Raw genomic sequence first — 19,891 nt, 5'->3', positions numbered from 1 at the left:
GGGCTATATCCTCTTCAAAGAAATTCTTCTCTTTACTTATAGATGTGTGTCTTTCCCGTATCATGTGAGATGCTTTTGTGTGCTTTGATCATAAAGAAGTTCTTTTAAAGTTGCTTTGTGTATCTGATTTTCATAAATTTAAGAGACTTCGAATCTAAAGAAGGGCATGGATTATGGAAAATACTTTGAAAAGCATTTTGGAGAGACAACACTTCAGTAATGAGAGCTCTTCGATTATTGAAAAAGAAAACCTGTTGCCTCTGGGCCTGTTGAATCGTCTGCATGCCAACTATCCCAATCATTCGGCGATAATGGAGTCGCGGGAGCTCATGTTTAAGACCCAAAAACATTATGCGGGATTAAATGGCTTTCGTGAAATTGTTGACATACTCAATCACCATGGTATTGATATAGGGTATAAACTGGAACGTGAACTTTTTATTCAGGTTTATCGTTTTTTAGCAACCCAATTTGTATTGAATGCCATTAATTGGAAAAACTATGAACAGGATTCTCTTTTTCAGCTCGTTTTTCCACAGCCGGGGATGATGAACCCTCAAACCCTTAAGGCTTATAAAGAAGCCAAATCTGAAGAGGAGAGACAAAGTCTAATTACGGATTATATTAGAAGAAACACCAACCCTCACGATGGGAAACAACAGTTAAACAAACCCTGGTTCGAAAATGACGAGGGAGACTTGGTTGTTCTGGAAGGAAGTCAGCACAAATACCCGCAATGCCAGCTTATTTTTGATCAAACGACTCAGTCCTGTTTTGCATTTTGTACCTATTGTTTTCGTCATGCACAGGTACGAGGAGACGAGGATATGTTTAATCAGATCGATATCAAACCCGTTCACGATTACCTGAGGAAGCATAAGGAAGTGACCGATTTGCTGTTGACGGGTGGTGATGGGGGATACATGCCCTACGAAAGACTCAAAGCCTATGCGATGCCACTGGTTGAAGATCCGGAACTGATTCATATTAAAACCTTAAGGATTGGATCGAGAGCATTGAGTTACCAACCTGATCTGTTTTTAACGCACGACTATCAGAAGATTCTGGAGCTCTTTAAAATCTTAACTGATAATGGTGTTCAGTTGGTTTGGATGTCGCATTTCTCAACCCCACGCGAAGTTTTAAACCCAACAACGATTGCTGCCATACGTCGTTTGCGCTTATATGGTGTTGTTGTAAAGAGTCAGAGTCCGATGATGAACCACATTAGTCTATTCACGGATGAAAAGGGCAAAGTGGATATTGAACGTTCTGCACAAAACTGGATCGACCTTGGAAATATCTTTGCGATGCTTTCAGTAGGTTTCCATTCCATCTATTGTGCCCGACCAACCGGAGAACATCACTATTTTACGGTTCCCTTGTCTGAGATAAATAAGGTGTTCTGTAAGATCTACCGTTCATTGCCTTCTATCAATCGACCTTCACGATACATTACCATGACCTCATCGGCAGGAAAGATATCTATACTGGGTACCCTTGATATTCAGGGGCAAAAAGTCTTTGCTTTAAAATTCAACGAATCGAGAAATATGGAATGGATGGATCCGGTTTTCCTTGCTAAATACGATGAGAAGGAAAACACGCTTGAAAAACTCATTCCTTTCGAAGGGGAAAAACATTTCTTTGAAGACGAACTGATCGAGATAGAAAACGAGAAGCAGGAAGCTTTGGGGAGAAGACTGAATAAGTTATGATTTTAAGTTGATCAATTTCATTTTAATAGACCACTAATGATAAATAAAATTGTAAAATCAGCAGCCGATGCTGTCGCAGATATTTTTGATGGAGCCATCATCATGATTGGTGGATTTGGTAATGCCGGCACACCGATTGAACTCATTCATGCTCTTATTGATCAGGGGGCTAAAGAGCTAACGATAGTCAGTAATAATACCGGAAGCGGGCAGGTTGGTCTTGCGGCACTGATTGCACACAAACGCGTCAGGAAGATGATTTGTTCTTTCCCCAGAACAGCGAACTCTACGGTTTTCCCCGATTTGTATACCAAAGGAGAGATTGAATTGGAACTGGTCCCTCAAGGGACACTAGCCGAAAGAATACGAGCAGGAGGAGCAGGTATTCCGGCTTTTTATACACCCACTTCGGTTAACACACCTTTGGCAGAAGGAAAAGAAAGCCGAATATTTAATGACTTGACTTGTGTGATGGAATATGGAATAAAGGCTGATTTTTCTTTGGTGAAATGCGAAGCTGCTGACCGCTATGGCAATTTAATCTACAATAAAACGGCGCGGAATTTTGGCCCCGTCATGTGTACCGCAGCAGATGTGACGATTGTACAAACAAGAAAAATTGTTGAGCTGGGCGAGATTGATCCGGAATGTGTGGTAACACCAGGGATTTTTGTCAAACGGCTTGTTGAAATCACAAAACCGGCTGATGAAGCCAAACTTGTTGCTGAAGATAGGAGGTACCCATGGAGCTAAAGATGATTAAAAAGGGATGGAATCGGAATGAGATGGCACAAAAGGTGGCCTTGGATATTCCGGATGGCGTTTATGTGAATTTGGGAATTGGTATGCCCGAATTGGTTGCAGACTATGTTCCTGAAGGTAGAGAGGTGATTTATCATACCGAAAATGGTTTGCTTGGAATGGGACCTGCACCCGAAGTTGGGAAAGAAGATCCGGAATTGATTAATGCAGGGAAAAAGAGCATTACAAGTATAAAAGGGGCCTGCTTCTTTCATCATGCCGATAGTTTTACCATGATTAGAGGCCGTCATATTGATATCTGTGTGCTGGGTGCTTTGCAAGTGTCTCAAAGGGGTGATCTTGCCAATTGGTCCACAGGGGAACCAGGTGCAGTCCCTTCGGTTGGTGGGGCGATGGATTTGGTTGCTGGTGTTAAAACCATATTGGTTATCACGCAGCACACAACAAAAACGGGCAAATCAAAAATTGTTGAAAGCTGTACTTATCCATTAACAGGAAAGGCCGTTGTGGATTGCATTTACACCAATCTGGCGATTATTGATGTCAAGCCAGATGGTCTTTATGTTAGAGAAATGGCACCTGGCATTTGTTTCGACGACTTGCAAAAAATAACGGATGCCAAACTCAATCGGTACGAACAATAGCGAAATTCTGTCAAACTCATTCATTTATAATTATGGATAATCCTCATATTCTTTCTCGTAAGCAAAAACGAAGCAGTGAAGAAATATACAATCAGGCTTGTCAGTTTATACCGGGAGGTGTTAGTCGAAATACGCTTTTTCATGAACCTTATCCTCATTATATTAGTCATGCAAGTGGCTGTTATGTAACCGATATTGAAGGTGTTCAGAGACTGGATTTTGCAAACAATATGGCTGCATTAATACATGGTCATGCACATCCCAAGATTGTGGATGCTGTTATCGAACAAATTAGGAAAGGAACGGCATACACACTGGCAACTGAGGCTGAAGTGCTTCATGCTCAATTGTTATGCGACAGGGCGCCGGGCTTTGAGAAAATCCGATTCGTCAATTCGGGAACCGAAGCGGTGATGGCCGTGATAAAAGCTTCACGTGCTTATACAGGACGAGCGAAAATAGCCAAGGCCGAGGGCGCCTATCATGGCACCTATGATTATGCAGAAGTGAGTCAAAATGCCAATCCAACAAACTGGGGGGATATAAATCATCCGAATAGTGTTCCTCTCGCCAATGGTACGCCTCAGGGGGCATTAAATGATGTTATTGTTTATCCCTACAATGATATTGAAAGAACCATAGCCATACTTGATGAACACGCTGATGAAATTGCCTGTGTTTTGGTTGATCCGGTACCTCATCGTGTGGGACTCATGCCAGGAAAGCCTGAATTTATTGAAGCCATTTATAAATGGACACGCAAAAATGGAGCCCTTCTTGCTTTTGACGAAGTGGTGACATTCCGTGTGAGTTATGCTGGCGCACAACAAAACTATACCGTAAAACCTGACCTGACGGCTTTAGGTAAAATAATTGGTGGCGGTTTTCCTGTGGGGGCTTTTGCAGGTCGTTCCGATATTATGAAAGTTCTCGATCCAAGAGAAAGCAAACTTCTTTTTCCTCATTCGGGAACTTTTTCAGCAAACCCCGTAAGTATGACAGCTGGTCGGGTTGCTATGGAACTTTTCGATGAAAAGGCTGTGTTGAAATTAAATGCATTAACACAAAAAGCCATTGTTCAAATAAGGGAAGCCATTCAAATTGCGGATGTTCCGGTTTCTATAACCGGAGCGGGATCGATGTTTCGTTTGCATTTAAAATCAAAGGCTCCTACAACTTATCGAGAGGCTTATCAAAATCAGGAAGCTAAAGTACTGGTCAATGAGATGTTGGATTATCTTTTTTATGAGGAAAAAATAATGATGATCAATACGCTTGCCTGCATGTTTTCAACGGCGATGACCCAAAAAGAGATTGATATTTTATCCCAGGCCTTTTTAAATATGTTTAAACGCTTTAAACCACAATTGGACTCTCTTCAATAATTATAAAAGAATAAGACTATGACTGATGTATATATATGCGATGCTGTAAGAACCCCCGTAGGCAAGTATGGCGGTGCTTTGTCTTTGGTAAGAGCCGATGATCTTGCCGCAATTCCCTTGAAAGCCTTATTGGAACGAAACCCCAATATAATTCCGTCTGATATTGATGATGTTTTGATGGGTTGTGCCAATCAGGCAGGCGAAGATAATCGAAATATCGCCCGAATGGCTTTATTACTGGCGGGTTATCCCGAAACGGTATCCGGAGCAACCATCAATCGTTTATGTGGTTCGGGGATGGATGCTATTGGAAGCGCTGCACGAGCCATAAAAGCAGGTGAAGCTGATTTGATTATTGCGGGGGGGATTGAAAGTATGTCGCGTGCTCCTTTTGTTATGGGGAAGGCGCCAACGGCTTTTTCGCGATCGCAGAAATTTTATGACACCACCATAGGCTGGCGCTTTGTGAATTCAGCTTTGGACAAAATGTATGGAACCGAATCGATGATAGAGACGGCAGAAAATATAGCTGATAAATTTAAAATCAGCAGAGAGGATCAGGATAAGTTTGCACATTGGAGTCAGGAGAAAGCCCATGATGCACAAAGCCAGGGATTTTTTGCTGAAGAAATTATTCCTGTTAGGATTCCTCAACGAAAAGGTGAGCCCCTAATTGTTGACCAAGATGAACATCCTCGCTTAAGTTCACTTGAAAAACTGGCTTCCTTGAAGACTCTCATCCGTGAAAATGGAAACATAACAGCCGGGAATGCTTCAGGCGTGAACGACGGCGCAGCTGCATTGATTATAGCTTCGGAGAAAGCCGTGAAGAAATATGGGTTGCAGGCTCAAGCTAAAATTCTGGGAATGAAACCTGCGGGTGTGTTACCTCGTATTATGGGAATGGGACCCGTTCCGGCAACCCAAAAGCTGTTAAAATATTTAGGTTTGAAACTGGATGATATGGATATTATTGAGTTGAATGAGGCTTTTGCTGTACAAGCACTTGCATGTATCCGTGAACTTGGTCTGGATGACTATGATTCTCGGATTAATCCTCTAGGTGGCGCTATTGCCCTGGGGCATCCACTGGGAATGAGTGGAGCCAGAATTGTGACATCGGCCTTCTATCAACTTCAGCGTTCGAATTCAAAAAAAGCCCTTTGTACCATGTGCATCGGCGTAGGCCAGGGAATTGCCCTTGTGCTTGAAAAGGTATAAGCCTTAATTTTACTAATCATCTTGGATTTAATAAATTGAATGAAACTTCTGATGTGATAAAAAAAACGTAAATTACTAATGCTTAAACATTAACCCGTTCTGAATATATGAATTTCCGATTCCTAATAGTTCTTTTTAATTGTAGTTTTCTATTGTGTCAGGCTTTAAATGTACAGGCTCAATTGATGACCTTTAAGCATTACGGGGTTGAGGATGGTATTTCACAAAGTGAGATTAAACGCATTTTTCAGGATTCAGAAGGCTATTTGTGGTTTGCCACTCAAAATGGTTTAAATAAGTTTGATGGTTATAGCTTCGAGAATTTCTTTTACGACCCCACGGACAAAACCTCAATTTCCAACAACTGGGTATTTGATATTACCGAAGACGCAAAGGGTAACATTTGGCTTGGAACTAAAGAGGGATTGAACCGATATGATAAAAGAACGGGAGCTTTCTCAGTGATCCCCCACAAACTCAGTGATTCTATTGTGCCCGATAAGTTTGTGTATGGTGTCGTTGCTGATGATCAGTTTGTTTACATCAATTTTCCCCCGGTTTTATCCCGATATAATTATCTGACCGATAGTTTGGAGAGTTTTACCAATAACTTGCAATACGACGGTGCTTTACATGATATTGGTTTTCCTGTACTTAAGAGTAGTAAGGGAATGATTTGGTTAGGTTCTTCGGATGGACTAAGTGTGTTTGATCCAATAAATAAAACCTTTATCAATTTCCGTCATGAGGCTTCTGATCCTCATTCCATTTCCCATAATCACATCACGGCTCTCTACGAAGATCTGATTGGAAATATTGTGGTCGGAACTGAAGATGGACTCAATTTTTATAAGAATCAGACTCAGGATTTTTTTCGTTTAGGGAATGAAGGCGATACGGCTCATGTGTTAAGTACAAGCTATATTCGGTCCATTATTCAGGACAGTAATGGGGTGTACTGGATTGGGACTGAGGAGGGTGGTCTGAACCGTATGGAGTGGAGTTGGGAAACGGGTGAATTTGACTTGAGTCTGTATCGAAGCGGACCCAATAATACGAATTATATTGGGCATGATATTGTGTATTCTCTCTTTGAAGACAGCTCGAAGAATCTTTGGGTAGGAACGATTGCCGGTCTCGATAGAGCCGATTTAAAAATGAAGAAATTTCAAAGCTATAAGAAAACAGATGATCCGAAATCACTAGATCTGTTGGATAATATTATTGGGTCTATTTATATTGATAAGGATAAGCGGCTTTGGGTTGGAAATTGGGCTAAAGGCTTGAATATCTATAATCCTGAAACCAGGGAAATGTTGCATTATTCTTCGGAATTCGAAGGGGACAGGTATATTTCAAACAATCATGTGCATGTTTTGTTTGAAGACCGTGAATCCAGAATTTGGATGGGAACTCGCAATGGGGTTAGTCTCTTTAATAAGCAAAAGCAAAGCTTTATTCCTTTTAATACGTATTTCGACATAGATACGCTAGATTTTTTTGAAAACAATCGGGTTTATTGCATCACAGAGAATTCAGATGGAAAAATATGGATTGGGACTGGGAATGGAATCATACAATTTAATCCTGAGACCAAAACAAGGCGCTTTTTTCGCTCCGGCGCTGAGGAACCTTATGGTATCAGCAGCAATCTGGTTTATTCTATATTGGAGGATCGTGATGGTCTTGTTTGGATTGCGACATTGAATGGTATGGATTGCTACCAGCCTCACGAGAATCGAATGTTGCATTATTCACATCAGGATGGGCACCCCAATACTCTTTGTGATAATTTCACGATTTCACTTTGTGAGGATAATAAAGGTGATATTTGGGTTGGTACCAGTACCGGGATCAATCGGTTCAATAAAAAGGATTCTGTATTTACGTATTATTCCATGAAAGAGGGTTTGCCCAGTAATATCATTTATGATATCATTGAGGATAAAAACCGGAATCTTTGGTTTTCTACGGGAAATGGCTTGGCCATGTTGAATACAAAAACAAATGCGATAAAATCGTACTCTGTCAATGAGGGGCTTCAAGGCGGGGAATTTAATTTAAAGGCTGTTTATCAGGATGAAAAGGGAACAGTCTATTTTGGTGGTATGGATGGCTTGATTTCATTTCACCCGGATTCTCTTCAGGATAATAACTTTATACCTCCGGTTGTTATTACTTCTTTTGAAAAAGAAAGGGGAGGCAAAAAGCAAAAACTCAATGTTTATGCCGATAGATTGAATCTTACTTACAAGGATTATTCATTTACCATTTCTTATGCCGCTTTAGATTTTACTAAACCTTTTAAAAATAGATATGCCTACAAAATGGAGGGGCTTGTAGATGAGTGGCTTGAGCTGGGGAATCAACATTTCGTGCATTTCACCAATTTGCCTAGTGGACACTACACCTTCCTTGTAAAGGGAACTAATAATGATGGCAGATGGAATGAGGTTCCTACTAAGCTTGAGATTCGGATTTTACCCCCCTGGTGGCTTAGTCCTTACGCTTATGCAGTTTATATTTTATTGGGATTTCTCTTGGTGATGGGAATCATGAGGTTGAGACTTAGAAATCTGAAACGTGAAAAACGTATTCTTGAAAAAGGGATTCGTGAACGCACAAAAGAGATTGCTTTGCAAAAGGAAAGAGTTGAAGAAAGCGAAGAGAAATTGAAATCGACCATCTCTTCTTTAAATGATTTGGTTTTTGTTCTCGATCGTGATGGCATTTTTCAGGAATTTTATAATCCTGGTAACCAGGATCCCCTTTATGAAAATCCGGATTTCTTTTTGCAGAAGCATTATACCCAAGTTGGATTTCCCAAACGTGTTGTGGAGGAATTAGATATCGCTTTTGATCGGCTTCAGGACAGTGATTTGATTCATGAATTCGATTATTGTGTCAATCAGGAAGGTATGTGTTGGTTTAATGCAAAAATTAGTCCACGCCGGAATGCACAAGCTGACCTCACGGGTATTACCATCGTTTCGCGTCACATCACCGAACGGAAGGAAGCCGAACAGCGATTGCGTCAGCAAAAAGAAGAACTTGATGAGCTGAATGCCACTAAGGATAAGTTCTTCTCCATATTAGCTCATGATTTGAAAAATCCTTTTGCCAGTCTGTATTCTTTGAGCCAGGTCCTTGATGAGAATTATAATAATTTGGATGAGGAGGATAAGCTGATTGCTCTAAAGCGTGTTCATCAGTCTGCCGAGTTGATTTATAATTTATTGGAGAATTTGCTCACATGGTCCAAATCGCAAAGAGGTCTTATTGAGTATTCGCCTTCGGAGTTTGATCTCTCTTTGCAGATTGAAGAGAATATCAATTTGCATCGTATTCCTGCTGAGAAGAAAGGGGTTCACCTAAAAACCAATTTGACCGAAAGTTATATGGCTTATGCCGATCGCCAGATGATTAATACGGTTTTGCGTAATCTGATAAACAATGCCGTAAAATTCACCAATTCAGGCAAGCTTGTTGAAGTTAATGTTAGAAAAGAACAAAAGTTTCTGGAGATAGAAGTTAAAGATGAGGGAGTTGGCATCTCATCTGAAAATATGGAAAAGCTCTTTCGTATTGATGTGAAGTATAAAACAGTTGGAACTTCAGGAGAGAAGGGAACAGGTTTGGGGTTAATACTTTGTCACGAATTTGTGCAAAAAAATTATGGAGCCATTTGGTGCGAAAGCCAAATAGGTAAAGGCACAAGCTTCTTTTTTACCATCCCTTGCGAGAAAAGGAATATCTAGTTTGTAATACTCAGGGTTGCATTCCAAGTATTAAGGAGTTAGGCAATCAATGTATAAGCTATAAACCCAAATATATAGAAAGTGCAATAATAGCCATTATGGCAATTATAAAGAGGTAGGCATAGGGACTTGCAAAGTTTAGAGTCCAACCTAATCTGGGATCTTGTTTGGGAACTCTTATTCTTGGATCCTTACGATTGTAATAAAAAATACCTCTCCAGTTTGCCGGATTTTTACTCATGATATCGTAATTCTCATTTTTTCGTTTCATATCCGTTTTTTTATTGGCTTCTGTTTCATTCACTGCAAGCAATAGACCAATTTAATAATATTAAGAATGCTTTTGAATTCTATAAACCAATTTTCTGAATCGAAGTTCTATTTGTAATCAGATCAAATTATCATTAGACTTAATTCTGTTTTTTGCCAAAATTTTTGATGAAGAAGAAGGAGGGAAGTGTCTTTATTAAAATTTGATTTTTTAAAATTCTGACGCAACCATTACTCAATTTTTGCATCATTTTTAAAAAATGATGATAATCTTATTAAAAGCTAGGGTTGCTGAATAGGATTTCAATTCAATCAAAAAGGTTTTTATATCTATTTTAATGGGGTTAAAATAGATGGGTGCAGCTGAAAGGCTGCACCTTTTTATTCTTGAAAATAGGGTGTGATGAGTTAAAAAAATACTGAGATTTTTATAAGCAGGATGAATGTGTAAAGTAAAAGGTAGAACCTTCTCCAAGTTTTGATTCAACCCAGATTTTCCCACCCAGTAGTTCAACCAGATTTTGAGAAAGAGATAAGCCTAAGCCAATACCGTTATGTTCTCGGGCAAGGGTTTCATTGGCTTGTCGGAAGATACCAAAAATACTTTTTTGTAAGTTCTCAGGAATTCCCATGCCCGTATCTTTCACATAAAACTGAAAAGGCAATTCTGATTGGGAGTCATAATCTTTTAATCCATATTCTATTAGCCCACTTTCGGTATACTTTAGGGCATTTTTTAAAAGATTCAGAAAGATTTGTTTGAAACGTTTGGGATCCGTTTTAAGCATAAACAAGGAAGCACTGTCGGGGATAACCAGTTTCAAATCAATATTCGTTTTATTCATGCTGATTTGTTCGGCAATAATCATATCATGAATTTCATTTAATAATCCCGAAAGAGAGTTTGTGCTGTAGGTCATTCTGATCTTTCCCGTTTCAATTAGGGAGATATCAAACAAATCTTCAACAATATTCAACAAATGTTCTCCGCTTTGGTGAATCATTTTGCAAAAATCAACGGCTGTTTCTATGGGAGTATCCATGTCAACGATACTGGAAAAACCCAAAACGGCGTTTAAGGGAGTGCGTAATTCGTGAGACATAGTCGTGAGAAAAACGGATTTTAAACGATCAGATTCTCTGGCATCTAATAAGGCTTTGTTAAGTTGTTCTTCTGTTCTTTTTTTCTCAATTGAAATACTAATTTGATGTGAGACCAATTCTAATATTTCTTTGTCCTCTTCGGTGACTGCTTTTTCATTATCATAGCTTTGTATCACCAGTACGCCTATGGTTTTTCCTTTCTCTTTTAATGGCATACCCAACCATATTTTCGATGGTTCTCCGAAAAGTTCGACTTCACCTTTTGCCTGCATGGCATCTAAGGTTTCATTATCTGCAAGCAGAGCTTCACCATGATCAATTACCCAGCCTGATATGGATTTTCCTTTAGGAAAAGTTTCAATAGAATCGAATTCATCATCATGATAAGGCATATGAAAACATTCTTTTGTTTCATCATATAGGGCAACAAAGAAATTTTTTGTGTTAATCAGTTTGCTTAACTCTTTCTTAATAAATAGAATAAAGTCGACTAGTGTCGATTGAGACAGGACTGCATTGGAGATATTGAAAATGATTTCCTTAATTTGATCTTGTCGTTTTCTTTGGGTGATATTCTCTTTAACGCCTATAAAATGAGTGATTTGACCGCTCTTGTCTTTTAGAGCTGAAATGGTGGCATTTTCCCAAAATAGCTCACCATTTTTTTTCTTGTTTTGCAATTCACCACTCCAATTCTCCCCTGATTTGATTGTTTTCCATAGTTTTTTATAGGTAAATAAAGGCGTGTTGCCTGAACTTAGAATACTTGGGGTTTGACCTTTAATTTCATTTAAATCATATCCCGTGAGTTCCATGAATTTCGGGTTAACATATTCAATATGGCCTTCGCAGTCGGTTACAACGACCGAAACAGGACTTTGGATAACCGTTTGTGAAAGTTTTTTGAGTTCTTTTTCAGCCCGTCTTATATCTGTGTGATCGCTGACAGAAAGTAAACAGACCGTTTCACCGTTGAAGGTTGACTCCTTGATGTTAACACTCACATTTAATTTCTCTTTAGCTCTGTTTATGGCGGTGGCTTCTATATGATGTCTTTCCCCGGGTAGATCCGGAATGTAGTCTGACGACCAGTTTTCTTCGCCCATGAAATTAAAAATAGACATGTTTGATAGTTCCATTTCGGAATAGCCGGTCATCTCTTCGGCACGTTTATTTACCTCAATAATTTTGTCGCCTTTTATAATAAAGATTCCATCGTTACTCGCGTTAGCTAACTTTTGATATTTACTTTCGCTATCCTCTAGTTGTTTGATAATTTTGAATCGGTCAAGAACAATAGCCGTTAAATCAGCGAGTTCTGCAATCAAATCAAGTTCATTTTTTTTGGGGGTAGTATAGCTTTGATGATAGATGGTGAGAGTTCCCAATACTTCTCCAGAAGGATCTTTTATGGGTTCTGCCCAGCAAACGATTAAATCCGTTTGTTGAGCGAAGTCCTCGTAATTCATCCCAAAGGGAGGAGTTTGAATATCTTCTTCAACTACACTAATATCTATAGAGTGATTAGAGCAACAAGATCTTATTCCATTTGTAGTAAGGTGTTCGTAATTGGCTTTGTCACAAGAGTCTGCTAAAACTGTGGCAGTTTCATATAATAAATCTTTTACCATATCGTCCATACTATGTATGAAACAGGTTGATTCTGGTATAATTGTTTTTGCTTGTGTAATGATCAGGTTTAAAATACAGGCTTTAGATTCCCCTCTGTACAACTTCTCTAAAACATCCAATCTGAATCCTTTTTTATCCTTCATTCGTCGAAAGTATTATAATTTTTAGTTCAAGCTATCCTGTTCTTTTTATTTAAAATCAATATAAATAAACATCAATCTCCTTGTTGTACAATAAGTTCATGTGTTTCGTTTAATTTATTCTTGACATAAGAAAGAGTAATATTGAGTTTTGTTAGATTTCGTTATGTATAATATGGGTGTTGAGTTAATTCAAATTTTCTTTGGTGGGCGAATATGATGTAGATGTATCAGATGTGGCCCGAATCTGAGTTTTATTGTTCTGACTTAATAAAATGAAAAAAACTGTCATTGCAGTAAATTGCTCTGGCGCGTGAAGGCGGAGAGAGGGGGATGACTCCTGGCAAGCTCGTCGTGAACATGTTACGAACCCCTTTGTGTTCGCATCCCATGAAAGTTTATGCTATAAAAAAAAGCACCAAAGTATTCCTACCTTGATGCTTTAAAGCGGATGTTTCCGCCGTAGCCCATAAACTGTTTTTATCCGACTTCGTATTGGGGTTTAATGCATAAGAAAGCCCGACACAGCTGTTGCTATGTCGGGCGAAGGCGGAGAGAGAGAGAGAGGGATGACTCCTGGCAAGCTCGTCGTGAACATGTTACGAACCCCTTTTGGCGTTCTCATCCCATGAAAGTTTATGCTATAAAAAAAGCATCAAAGTATTCCTACCTTGATGCTTCATTCAGCGGAGAGAGAGGGATTCGAACCCCCGGTACGTTGCCGCACAATAGTTTTCAAGACTACCGCATTCGACCACTCTGCCATCTCTCCAATATGTCTTATTATCTGTTCTGATAACGGGTGCAAATGTAAGTCAAAAATGCACTTCTACCAAATAAAAAATGCACTTGTATTCAATATTTATTCGAATGCTTTGATTATCAGAATAAGAATTGGTAAAAAATACTTAACCATGTAAATCCAGCTCATTCAGCATGTATAGTGAGTGTTCAATAGTTTTGAAAATTTCACAACAGTATTCATTTACAGCTTTAGGGCTACCTGGAAGTGTGTAAATCAATGTTTTATTCATAACTCCGGCTATTCCTCTACTCACAAGTGCATTGGCTTTTTCCATACCATATTTCACACGAATCAATTCCATGATGCCAGGAATCTCTTTGGTCAATAATGGTTTAACCACATCGGGCGTAATATCTTTAGGTCCAATTCCTGTTCCACCAGTTGTGAAAACCATATCGTATTTTTCTGACTGAGCTTTTAACAGAATCGTTTTTAACTGTTCTTCATTGTCAGGAATGATCAGGGTTTCAATTTCATAATGGCGGTTTTTTGATTTAAAGAAATCTTCAGTCAGTTTTTTAAGAAGAGGACCACTCTTGTCAACATATTCACCTTTGCTTGCCCGATCACTTAGTGTTATAATAAGTGTTTTCATGATTCGAGGCTGATATTTCAGTTGATCACCTGCTTTTAGCTCACCTCCTTTGAGTACACGACAAAAAATACCTTCTTTGGGCATCACACAATTTCCAACCTCACGAAAAATACTGCAGTTATCACCATGGCATTTTTTACCGATCTGAGTCACTTCTAAAACCATTTCACCCATGATAAATCGATCTAAGGGAGCTGTTTTGTGCAAAACAAGACCTTGTGTTGTGATGTTTTCAGCGAATTCACCAAAAGCAATTTTACGTTTTGCCTGTTCTGAAAATTTATCGATACTTTCCTGAGCCAGTAAACTCACTTGTCGGTGCCAATTTCCGGCATGTGCGTCTTTTGCAACACCTCTTGCATTTAATTCGATTGACGGGACTGGTTTTTTAATGATCCCTTTTTTATCAGAAATATTAACTGAGAGTATATCTATTTTTGTCATGTTTATTTGGATTGGTTATTGCCGGTTTGATGTTTGTTAAAAAGCTTAAATATCAAGCTTTGTTTTCTCATCTAATTTGATGTTTTCCATAACCATGTTTTTATCTACGGCTTTACACATGTCGTATATGGTTAATAAGGCCACACTAGCAGCGGTAAGGGCTTCCATCTCAACACCCGTTTGTCCGATACATTTTACACGTGTATTTACTTGAACGCCATTGTCGATTAGTTTGCATTTGACTTCAGCTTTTGTGATGAGAAGGGTATGACAAAGGGGGATGAGTTGGCTTGTTTGTTTTGCTGCCTGAATTCCTGCAATTTCAGCAATGGTTAAAACATCACCTTTCTTCAGATTGTTATCGCGAATCAGTTCGACTGTTTTTGCTGATAAAATGATTTTACCTGAGGCTTTTGCTTCTCTGATTTGCTGAGATTTATGTCCGACATCTACCATATTGGCTTTGCCGTCTTTATCGATATGGCTGAATTTATTAGTGGTCATATTTTATTTGTAAAAGTGTGAAATGGTGAAAAAGTGTTCTGTTTTTGAGGTGGAGGAGCGGGCTGTTTGTTTCTTTCGTGTATAAACATCTATCCTTAATCCTCACATTATCTAATCAGCGTATCAACATTATCCTCCAATATTATAAAATTTCCCAATTTTGTTTTGACTTCCTTCTTGAGGCTTGCTCTCTATCGTTTTTTTTATGGCGTCTTTAGCACCAAGTCTTTTGATATCGAATTCGTTATTGTTGAAAAGACAGGGTTTTACTTTGCCATTGGCAGTTAATCGAATGCGATTGCATATTTTACAATTGCCACCTTCACCGCCTTCAACAATTGAAAAATCTCCGGATTCAAGATCCATTTGTCTGATAAAGCGTAAGTCGAGCTCGTTGTTTTGGCAAAAAGCTTTCAGAGCGATTAATTCAGTCTCGCTACTATCCGGCATGCGCACACAATTGATTTTTATGGGTGTAAGACCCGCTTTCTTTGCTGCGTCGATTCCTTTAAAGACATCATTAATATCGCCACAGCGGGTTATTTCTCTGTATATGGCAGGATTAAGTGTATCTAAACTAATATTGACTCTATTAAGGCCTGCACTAGCCAATTGTTCAGCATATTTTTCGAGTAAAATACCATTTGTAGTGAGAGCCAGGTCTTCCACTCCTTCAACATTGGCAATAAGTCTGACCAGTTCAACAATGCCTTTTCGAACTAAAGGTTCTCCTCCCGTTAAACGAATTTTTGTAATGCCCGTTTTAACGGCTTCTTCTACAAAGTCGATAATTTGCTCAAAACTGAGCATCTCTTCGTGTGCTATCAGATCGATGCCTTCCTCGGGCATGCAATAGGTGCAACGAAGATTGCATCGGTCCGTAACTGAAATTCTGAGGTAACTTATGTTTCGGTTATATTTGTCTAACATGTACGAATTCTCCTTCTGTATACTCATCAACTTCACGAGGAATAGCCATTATTCCATCAGCCTGAGTGAATGCATTAATATGGGCCGAACCATTATAGCTGACCGGAATAACCTGATTGTTGGCATTTAAGCGCACGGGTATAAATTCCAAACGATCTGTGCGCTTACGCTTGTAATCGCATGAAATTGGCAAGCGAACAATAGCCGGTTTGTAATCGTGTCCCATCAGGCGGAAGACAAGTGCTTTCCCTAGAAGTTCGAATTGAACAAATGAGGAAACCGGATTGCCTGGCATTGCAAATACATATTTCCCCTGACGGGTTGCAAAAACAGTGTGTTTACCAGGTTTTACGCTTAGTGTGTGGAACCAAATATTGAATTCTAATTCCTTCAATATTTGTGGAATATGATCATATTCTCCAACCGAAACGCCTCCTGTGATAAGCAGCATATCATTTTCTTCAATGCATTTGGCTATCACTTCTTTTGTTGTTTCTTTTGAATCGGCAACAATACCATAATAGTTAGCAGTAATGCCAATTTTCTCAAGTTGAGCCAATAATTGCCATGAATTGACATTTCTGATTTGTGTTGATCCTGGCGTTTCGTGTGGTTCAACCAATTCGCTGCCTGTTGCAATAACTCCAACTTTTACCCTTTGGTAAACCAGAGGTTTGGCACAACCAATTTCTGCTAAAACAGATATATGTTGTGCTTTAATGCGAGTCCCCTTTTTTAGAACCACATCATTCTCTTGAATATCCTCGCCCTTTATGCAGATGTTCGTTTTTGTTTTTGTATCCGTAAACCGAACATGATTCGGATCTACAATCTCGCTTTTTTCAACCATAACCACACAATCAGCACCCTCAGGAACCATTGCTCCGGTCATAATTCTGGAACATTGATTCTTTCCAATCACCTTTGTTGGAGGTGTTCCAGCCGGAATGGTTTCAAGAATTTCCAGAGTCTCTGCTAAATCAGTTTGTCGGCAGGCAAAACCATCCATCGCAGATTTGTTGAATGGAGGAATGGAAATGGTCGATACGACATCTTCAGCCAATACACGATTCAAACATTTTGATAGCTCAATATGTTCTTTTTCCAACTTTTTAGTTGCGTGTTTTACAGTTTTTAAAGCCTCATTAAATGTAATCATAGGGTTAGATTTGAATGGTCCAGCCAAGATTAGAAAATTGAAGATTGTCAGGCTTGAAATCAAAGTCGGCTTCATCGAATTCAATCCATTTATCAGCAAGTTCTCTGTTTCTGATAGCTTGGGGTTTTATGTTAGTACTGCTTTTTTTATTGATTATTAAAAATACACCCGGTTTAATTAATTGTCTTAATCCTCCAGACTCACATATTATTGGCGAGTTTTCAGGAAGATATTGAACAAGTTTGTTAAAAGCCAGATGTAATCTATTATCCAAACACTGAATGTAATAAACTTCCTTCGATCCTGCGATAAGAAATCGTTGACTGTCTTTATTACCATTGGGATTTGTTTCCTTACTAATGGTATAGTCCGCAGTTTTGTCCAAGATGACGATATCCGGATCGAGAAAATGAAAATGGGGAGATATTTTAATACTTACAATAGGAAACCTGCTGGCAAAGTGTGCAATGACTTTGCTGGCAAACAGTGTTTTGCCAACGTTTTGCCCGGTTCCGGCTATTAGTAATATATTCTTGTAAATATTTTCCACTCTGCTAAATTTAAGAAAACTCTATTTTAATTATTAGATGGAGTTGTCTGTTATTTAGCATATTGGGTTTTATTTTATTGGTGTATAGAGCCCAGAAGCCAAATCACATATCTCTCCTTTCCAATTTAGGATCCAGTCCTGCGGGAGGTAATTAAGTTTCCTACCTTACCCATCGGTTATTAAAACGTACCAAAGGCTTAGTTATTAATAACTCGGAGTCTTCATGATGGAGGTAAAGATAGAAATATTAATGAATCTAGAAATATGTATATGTTAGGATGTGTAAGATCTTCTTGTTGGATTGAATTAAAAAATGGGGTAAGATGATTCAATATGAATGAGTTGTGATGTGTTGATTTTTTTATTCGGATTTAAGAAGAATTATTATTTATAATTAATTTCGATAAAAATAATCTGTTTATCTTTATGTGTCTGGCTTTTTTGCTCGCACACAAGGCTTTTGCCTACTATTTTAGATAATACATTGTTTAAAGAAATATGGAAAAACACAATCATAAGCATGAGCATAGCCATTCGCACAGCCATGGTGATTTAAAAGGACGAAATCTTGGGATAGCTATTTTGTTAAATGTTGGTATCACTTTAGCGCAAGTTGTAGGAGGTTTTATTTCGGGAAGTTTGGCCTTGATGTCAGATGCCATGCATAACTTTAGTGATGTATTGGCTTTGATTATTTCCTGGTTTGCTAGTAAGCTTTCAAAAAAGGACCAAACCCCTTCGCAAACCTATGGCTACAAACGCGCCGAAATATTAGCAGCTTTAATCAATGCGGTTTCCTTAATCGTAATTGCTTTCTTTTTATTGAAGGAGGCTATTTCTCGTTTTTCTGATCCTGTTGACGTTCAAACGGGTTGGATCATGATTTTGGGTGGCCTGTCAATTGTATTAAACGGCTTGAGTGTTTTGTTGGTTCAGAAAGATGCCCAGGATAATATGAATATGCGTTCGGCCTATTTGCATTTGCTTTCGGATATGATTTCATCTATTGCCGTTGTATTAGGGGGATTGGCTATGTATTTGTGGGATGTTGCTTGGGTGGACTCAGTTTTATCTATTGGAATCGCTTTGTATTTGGTTTATTCAAGTTGGGATTTGGTAAAGGAGAGTGTTCGAATTTTGATGCAGTTTGCTCCATCGAAAGTCGATCTTGAAGAAATAAATAAAGAATTGCAGAACATACCTGAAGTCAATAATATGCATCATGTTCATGTTTGGCAGCTTGATGATAAACAAATCAATTTTGAGGCACATATCAGTTTTAAGGAAGATATTCGTTTGAGTAAAGTCAATGAAATTCTCCATCAGGTGGAGCATATTCTAAACGATAAATTTGACATCAATCACGTCACCCTTCAGCCTGAGATCAATGGTTTTTGTGGCGATGAAAGCATGGTTAATCAGGATAGTAAGTAGGATCTTTAGTTTGCTGATTTAAAGTTGTTATTGTCTATTATTATGTCATTTGTGTGAGCATGACGTTATCTGTGTTCAAAAAAAATATTGATTTCGTGTAGAGAAATTAACATTATTTTGCACTTTTACGGAGCCCAAATTTAAATGATTTACCCTAGTTTGTCTGTTGACCAAAATCATATTAAGAATCTAATTCATCAACTTTCCTCAAAAGATGATGAGCGTGCGTTTGAGCAAATTTTTGATCTGTTCTACTCAAAAATGTATGCCACGGCTTTTCAATATCTTAAAAATAAACCCTTAGCTGAGGAGGTTGTTTCTGATGTGTTTTGTCGGATATGGAAAAAGCGATTAGAATTGGATCAGATTAAAAATTTTGAAAGCTACTTGTTTATTTCTGTTCGCAATTTGTCTTTAAATTATATCAGAAATAATTCCAGACTTAGTAACGAATCTTTGGATGAACAGGCATATCATATTTCAGATCCGGTTGCACTTCCAGATGAAGTAATGCAAGCGCATGAGCTACAAGAATTACTTAACGATTCTATTGAAAACTTGCCAAAAAAATGCAAAGCAATTTTTAAAATGATTCGTTTCGATGGCCTTAAATACAAAGAAGTTGCTTCTGAATTAAATATTTCAGTCAATACTGTGGATACTCAAATGAGAATTGCAATTAAACGCATTAGTCAATCTTTGGGGGATTTCACAATAAAGAAGCGATAGGTCAAAAGCTCTCACACTTCTCTTTTTTTAGTATTTTGTTTTTAATCTTGAAAATTTTTATAAAAAAGATCAATTTTTTTTAGGGATATTTATTGGTCTTGGGGTCT

At 38.4% G+C, this 19,891-nt stretch carries 15 protein-coding genes, 1 tRNA gene and 1 riboswitch; of the genes, 8 read left to right on the top strand and 8 right to left on the bottom strand.

What is annotated here, in order from left to right; translation table 11 throughout:
• Window positions 1–173 precede the first annotated feature (173 nt).
• From EV201_RS04140 to EV201_RS04115, 6 genes are all read left to right on the top strand, one after another.
• Entirely contained in the window at window positions 174–1,718 is a 1,545-nt protein-coding gene (locus EV201_RS04140) for a hypothetical protein (RefSeq protein WP_130306127.1), read from the top strand.
• 36 nt (window positions 1,719–1,754) lie between these two features.
• Window positions 1,755–2,471, top strand: coding sequence for a 3-oxoacid CoA-transferase subunit A (locus tag EV201_RS04135; RefSeq protein WP_130306126.1), 717 nt, complete (start codon window positions 1,755–1,757; stop codon window positions 2,469–2,471).
• 2 nt (window positions 2,472–2,473) lie between these two features.
• Complete coding sequence (locus EV201_RS04130; RefSeq protein ID WP_130306125.1) at window positions 2,474–3,124, top strand: 3-oxoacid CoA-transferase subunit B; 651 nt, start codon at window positions 2,474–2,476, stop codon at window positions 3,122–3,124.
• Between the two features lie 32 nt (window positions 3,125–3,156).
• Window positions 3,157–4,509, top strand: a complete 1,353-nt coding sequence (locus tag EV201_RS04125; RefSeq protein WP_130306124.1) for an aspartate aminotransferase family protein — start codon at window positions 3,157–3,159, stop codon at window positions 4,507–4,509.
• 18 nt (window positions 4,510–4,527) lie between these two features.
• Complete coding sequence (pcaF, locus tag EV201_RS04120; protein ID WP_130306123.1) at window positions 4,528–5,730, top strand: 3-oxoadipyl-CoA thiolase; 1,203 nt, start codon at window positions 4,528–4,530, stop codon at window positions 5,728–5,730.
• 107 nt (window positions 5,731–5,837) lie between these two features.
• Window positions 5,838–9,488 carry a sensor histidine kinase gene (locus EV201_RS04115; protein WP_130306122.1) on the top strand — a complete coding sequence of 1,217 codons (3,651 nt, stop codon included), beginning with the start codon at window positions 5,838–5,840 and terminating at the stop codon, window positions 9,486–9,488.
• Window positions 9,489–9,546: 58 nt separating this feature from the next.
• Here the strand turns inward: EV201_RS04115 and EV201_RS04110 are convergent, their stop codons facing one another.
• The 8 genes from EV201_RS04110 to EV201_RS04075 all read right to left on the bottom strand — a co-directional run bounded on the left by EV201_RS04110 (window position 9,547) and on the right by EV201_RS04075 (window position 17,621).
• A complete protein-coding gene (locus EV201_RS04110; protein WP_207224376.1) occupies window positions 9,547–9,759 on the bottom strand; it encodes a DUF5808 domain-containing protein in 213 nt (70 codons plus the stop codon).
• Window positions 9,760–10,186: 427 nt separating this feature from the next.
• On the bottom strand, window positions 10,187–12,637 hold the full coding sequence (locus EV201_RS04105; RefSeq protein WP_130306121.1) for a PAS domain-containing sensor histidine kinase: 2,451 nt from the start codon (window positions 12,635–12,637) through the stop codon (window positions 10,187–10,189).
• 684 nt (window positions 12,638–13,321) lie between these two features.
• Window positions 13,322–13,406 (bottom strand) — tRNA-Ser (locus EV201_RS04100).
• 136 nt (window positions 13,407–13,542) lie between these two features.
• A complete protein-coding gene (locus EV201_RS04095; protein WP_130306120.1) occupies window positions 13,543–14,478 on the bottom strand; it encodes an MOSC domain-containing protein in 936 nt (311 codons plus the stop codon).
• A gap of 45 nt (window positions 14,479–14,523) precedes the next feature.
• The gene (gene moaC, locus EV201_RS04090; protein WP_130306119.1) at window positions 14,524–14,982 is read right to left on the bottom strand and encodes a cyclic pyranopterin monophosphate synthase MoaC; all 459 of its coding nucleotides are present in this window, start codon (window positions 14,980–14,982) and stop codon (window positions 14,524–14,526) included.
• 129 nt (window positions 14,983–15,111) lie between these two features.
• Complete coding sequence (locus EV201_RS04085) at window positions 15,112–15,912, bottom strand: GTP 3',8-cyclase MoaA (protein ID WP_130306118.1); 801 nt, start codon at window positions 15,910–15,912, stop codon at window positions 15,112–15,114.
• On the bottom strand, window positions 15,896–17,071 hold the full coding sequence (locus EV201_RS04080; RefSeq protein ID WP_165389576.1) for a molybdopterin molybdotransferase MoeA: 1,176 nt from the start codon (window positions 17,069–17,071) through the stop codon (window positions 15,896–15,898). Before EV201_RS04080 ends, EV201_RS04085 begins: the two co-directional genes overlap by 17 nt.
• 4 nt (window positions 17,072–17,075) lie before the next feature.
• Window positions 17,076–17,621 carry a hypothetical protein gene (locus EV201_RS04075; RefSeq protein WP_130306116.1) on the bottom strand — a complete coding sequence of 182 codons (546 nt, stop codon included), beginning with the start codon at window positions 17,619–17,621 and terminating at the stop codon, window positions 17,076–17,078.
• 97 nt (window positions 17,622–17,718) lie between these two features.
• Window positions 17,719–17,850: riboswitch (molybdenum cofactor riboswitch) on the bottom strand.
• 269 nt (window positions 17,851–18,119) lie between these two features.
• On the opposite strand from EV201_RS04075, the gene EV201_RS04070 reads away from it, so the two are divergent.
• Window positions 18,120–19,055, top strand: a complete 936-nt coding sequence (locus EV201_RS04070) for a cation diffusion facilitator family transporter (protein ID WP_130306115.1) — start codon at window positions 18,120–18,122, stop codon at window positions 19,053–19,055.
• 144 nt (window positions 19,056–19,199) lie between these two features.
• Window positions 19,200–19,784 (top strand): RNA polymerase sigma-70 factor, encoded by a 585-nt coding sequence (locus EV201_RS04065; protein ID WP_129253885.1) that lies wholly within the window; start codon window positions 19,200–19,202, stop codon window positions 19,782–19,784.
• The last annotated feature ends 107 nt before the right edge of the window (window positions 19,785–19,891 follow it).

The organism is Ancylomarina subtilis (genome assembly GCF_004217115.1).
Lineage (GTDB): Bacteria > Bacteroidota > Bacteroidia > Bacteroidales > Marinifilaceae > Ancylomarina > Ancylomarina subtilis.
This window is presented reverse-complemented; position numbering and strand designations above follow the sequence as displayed.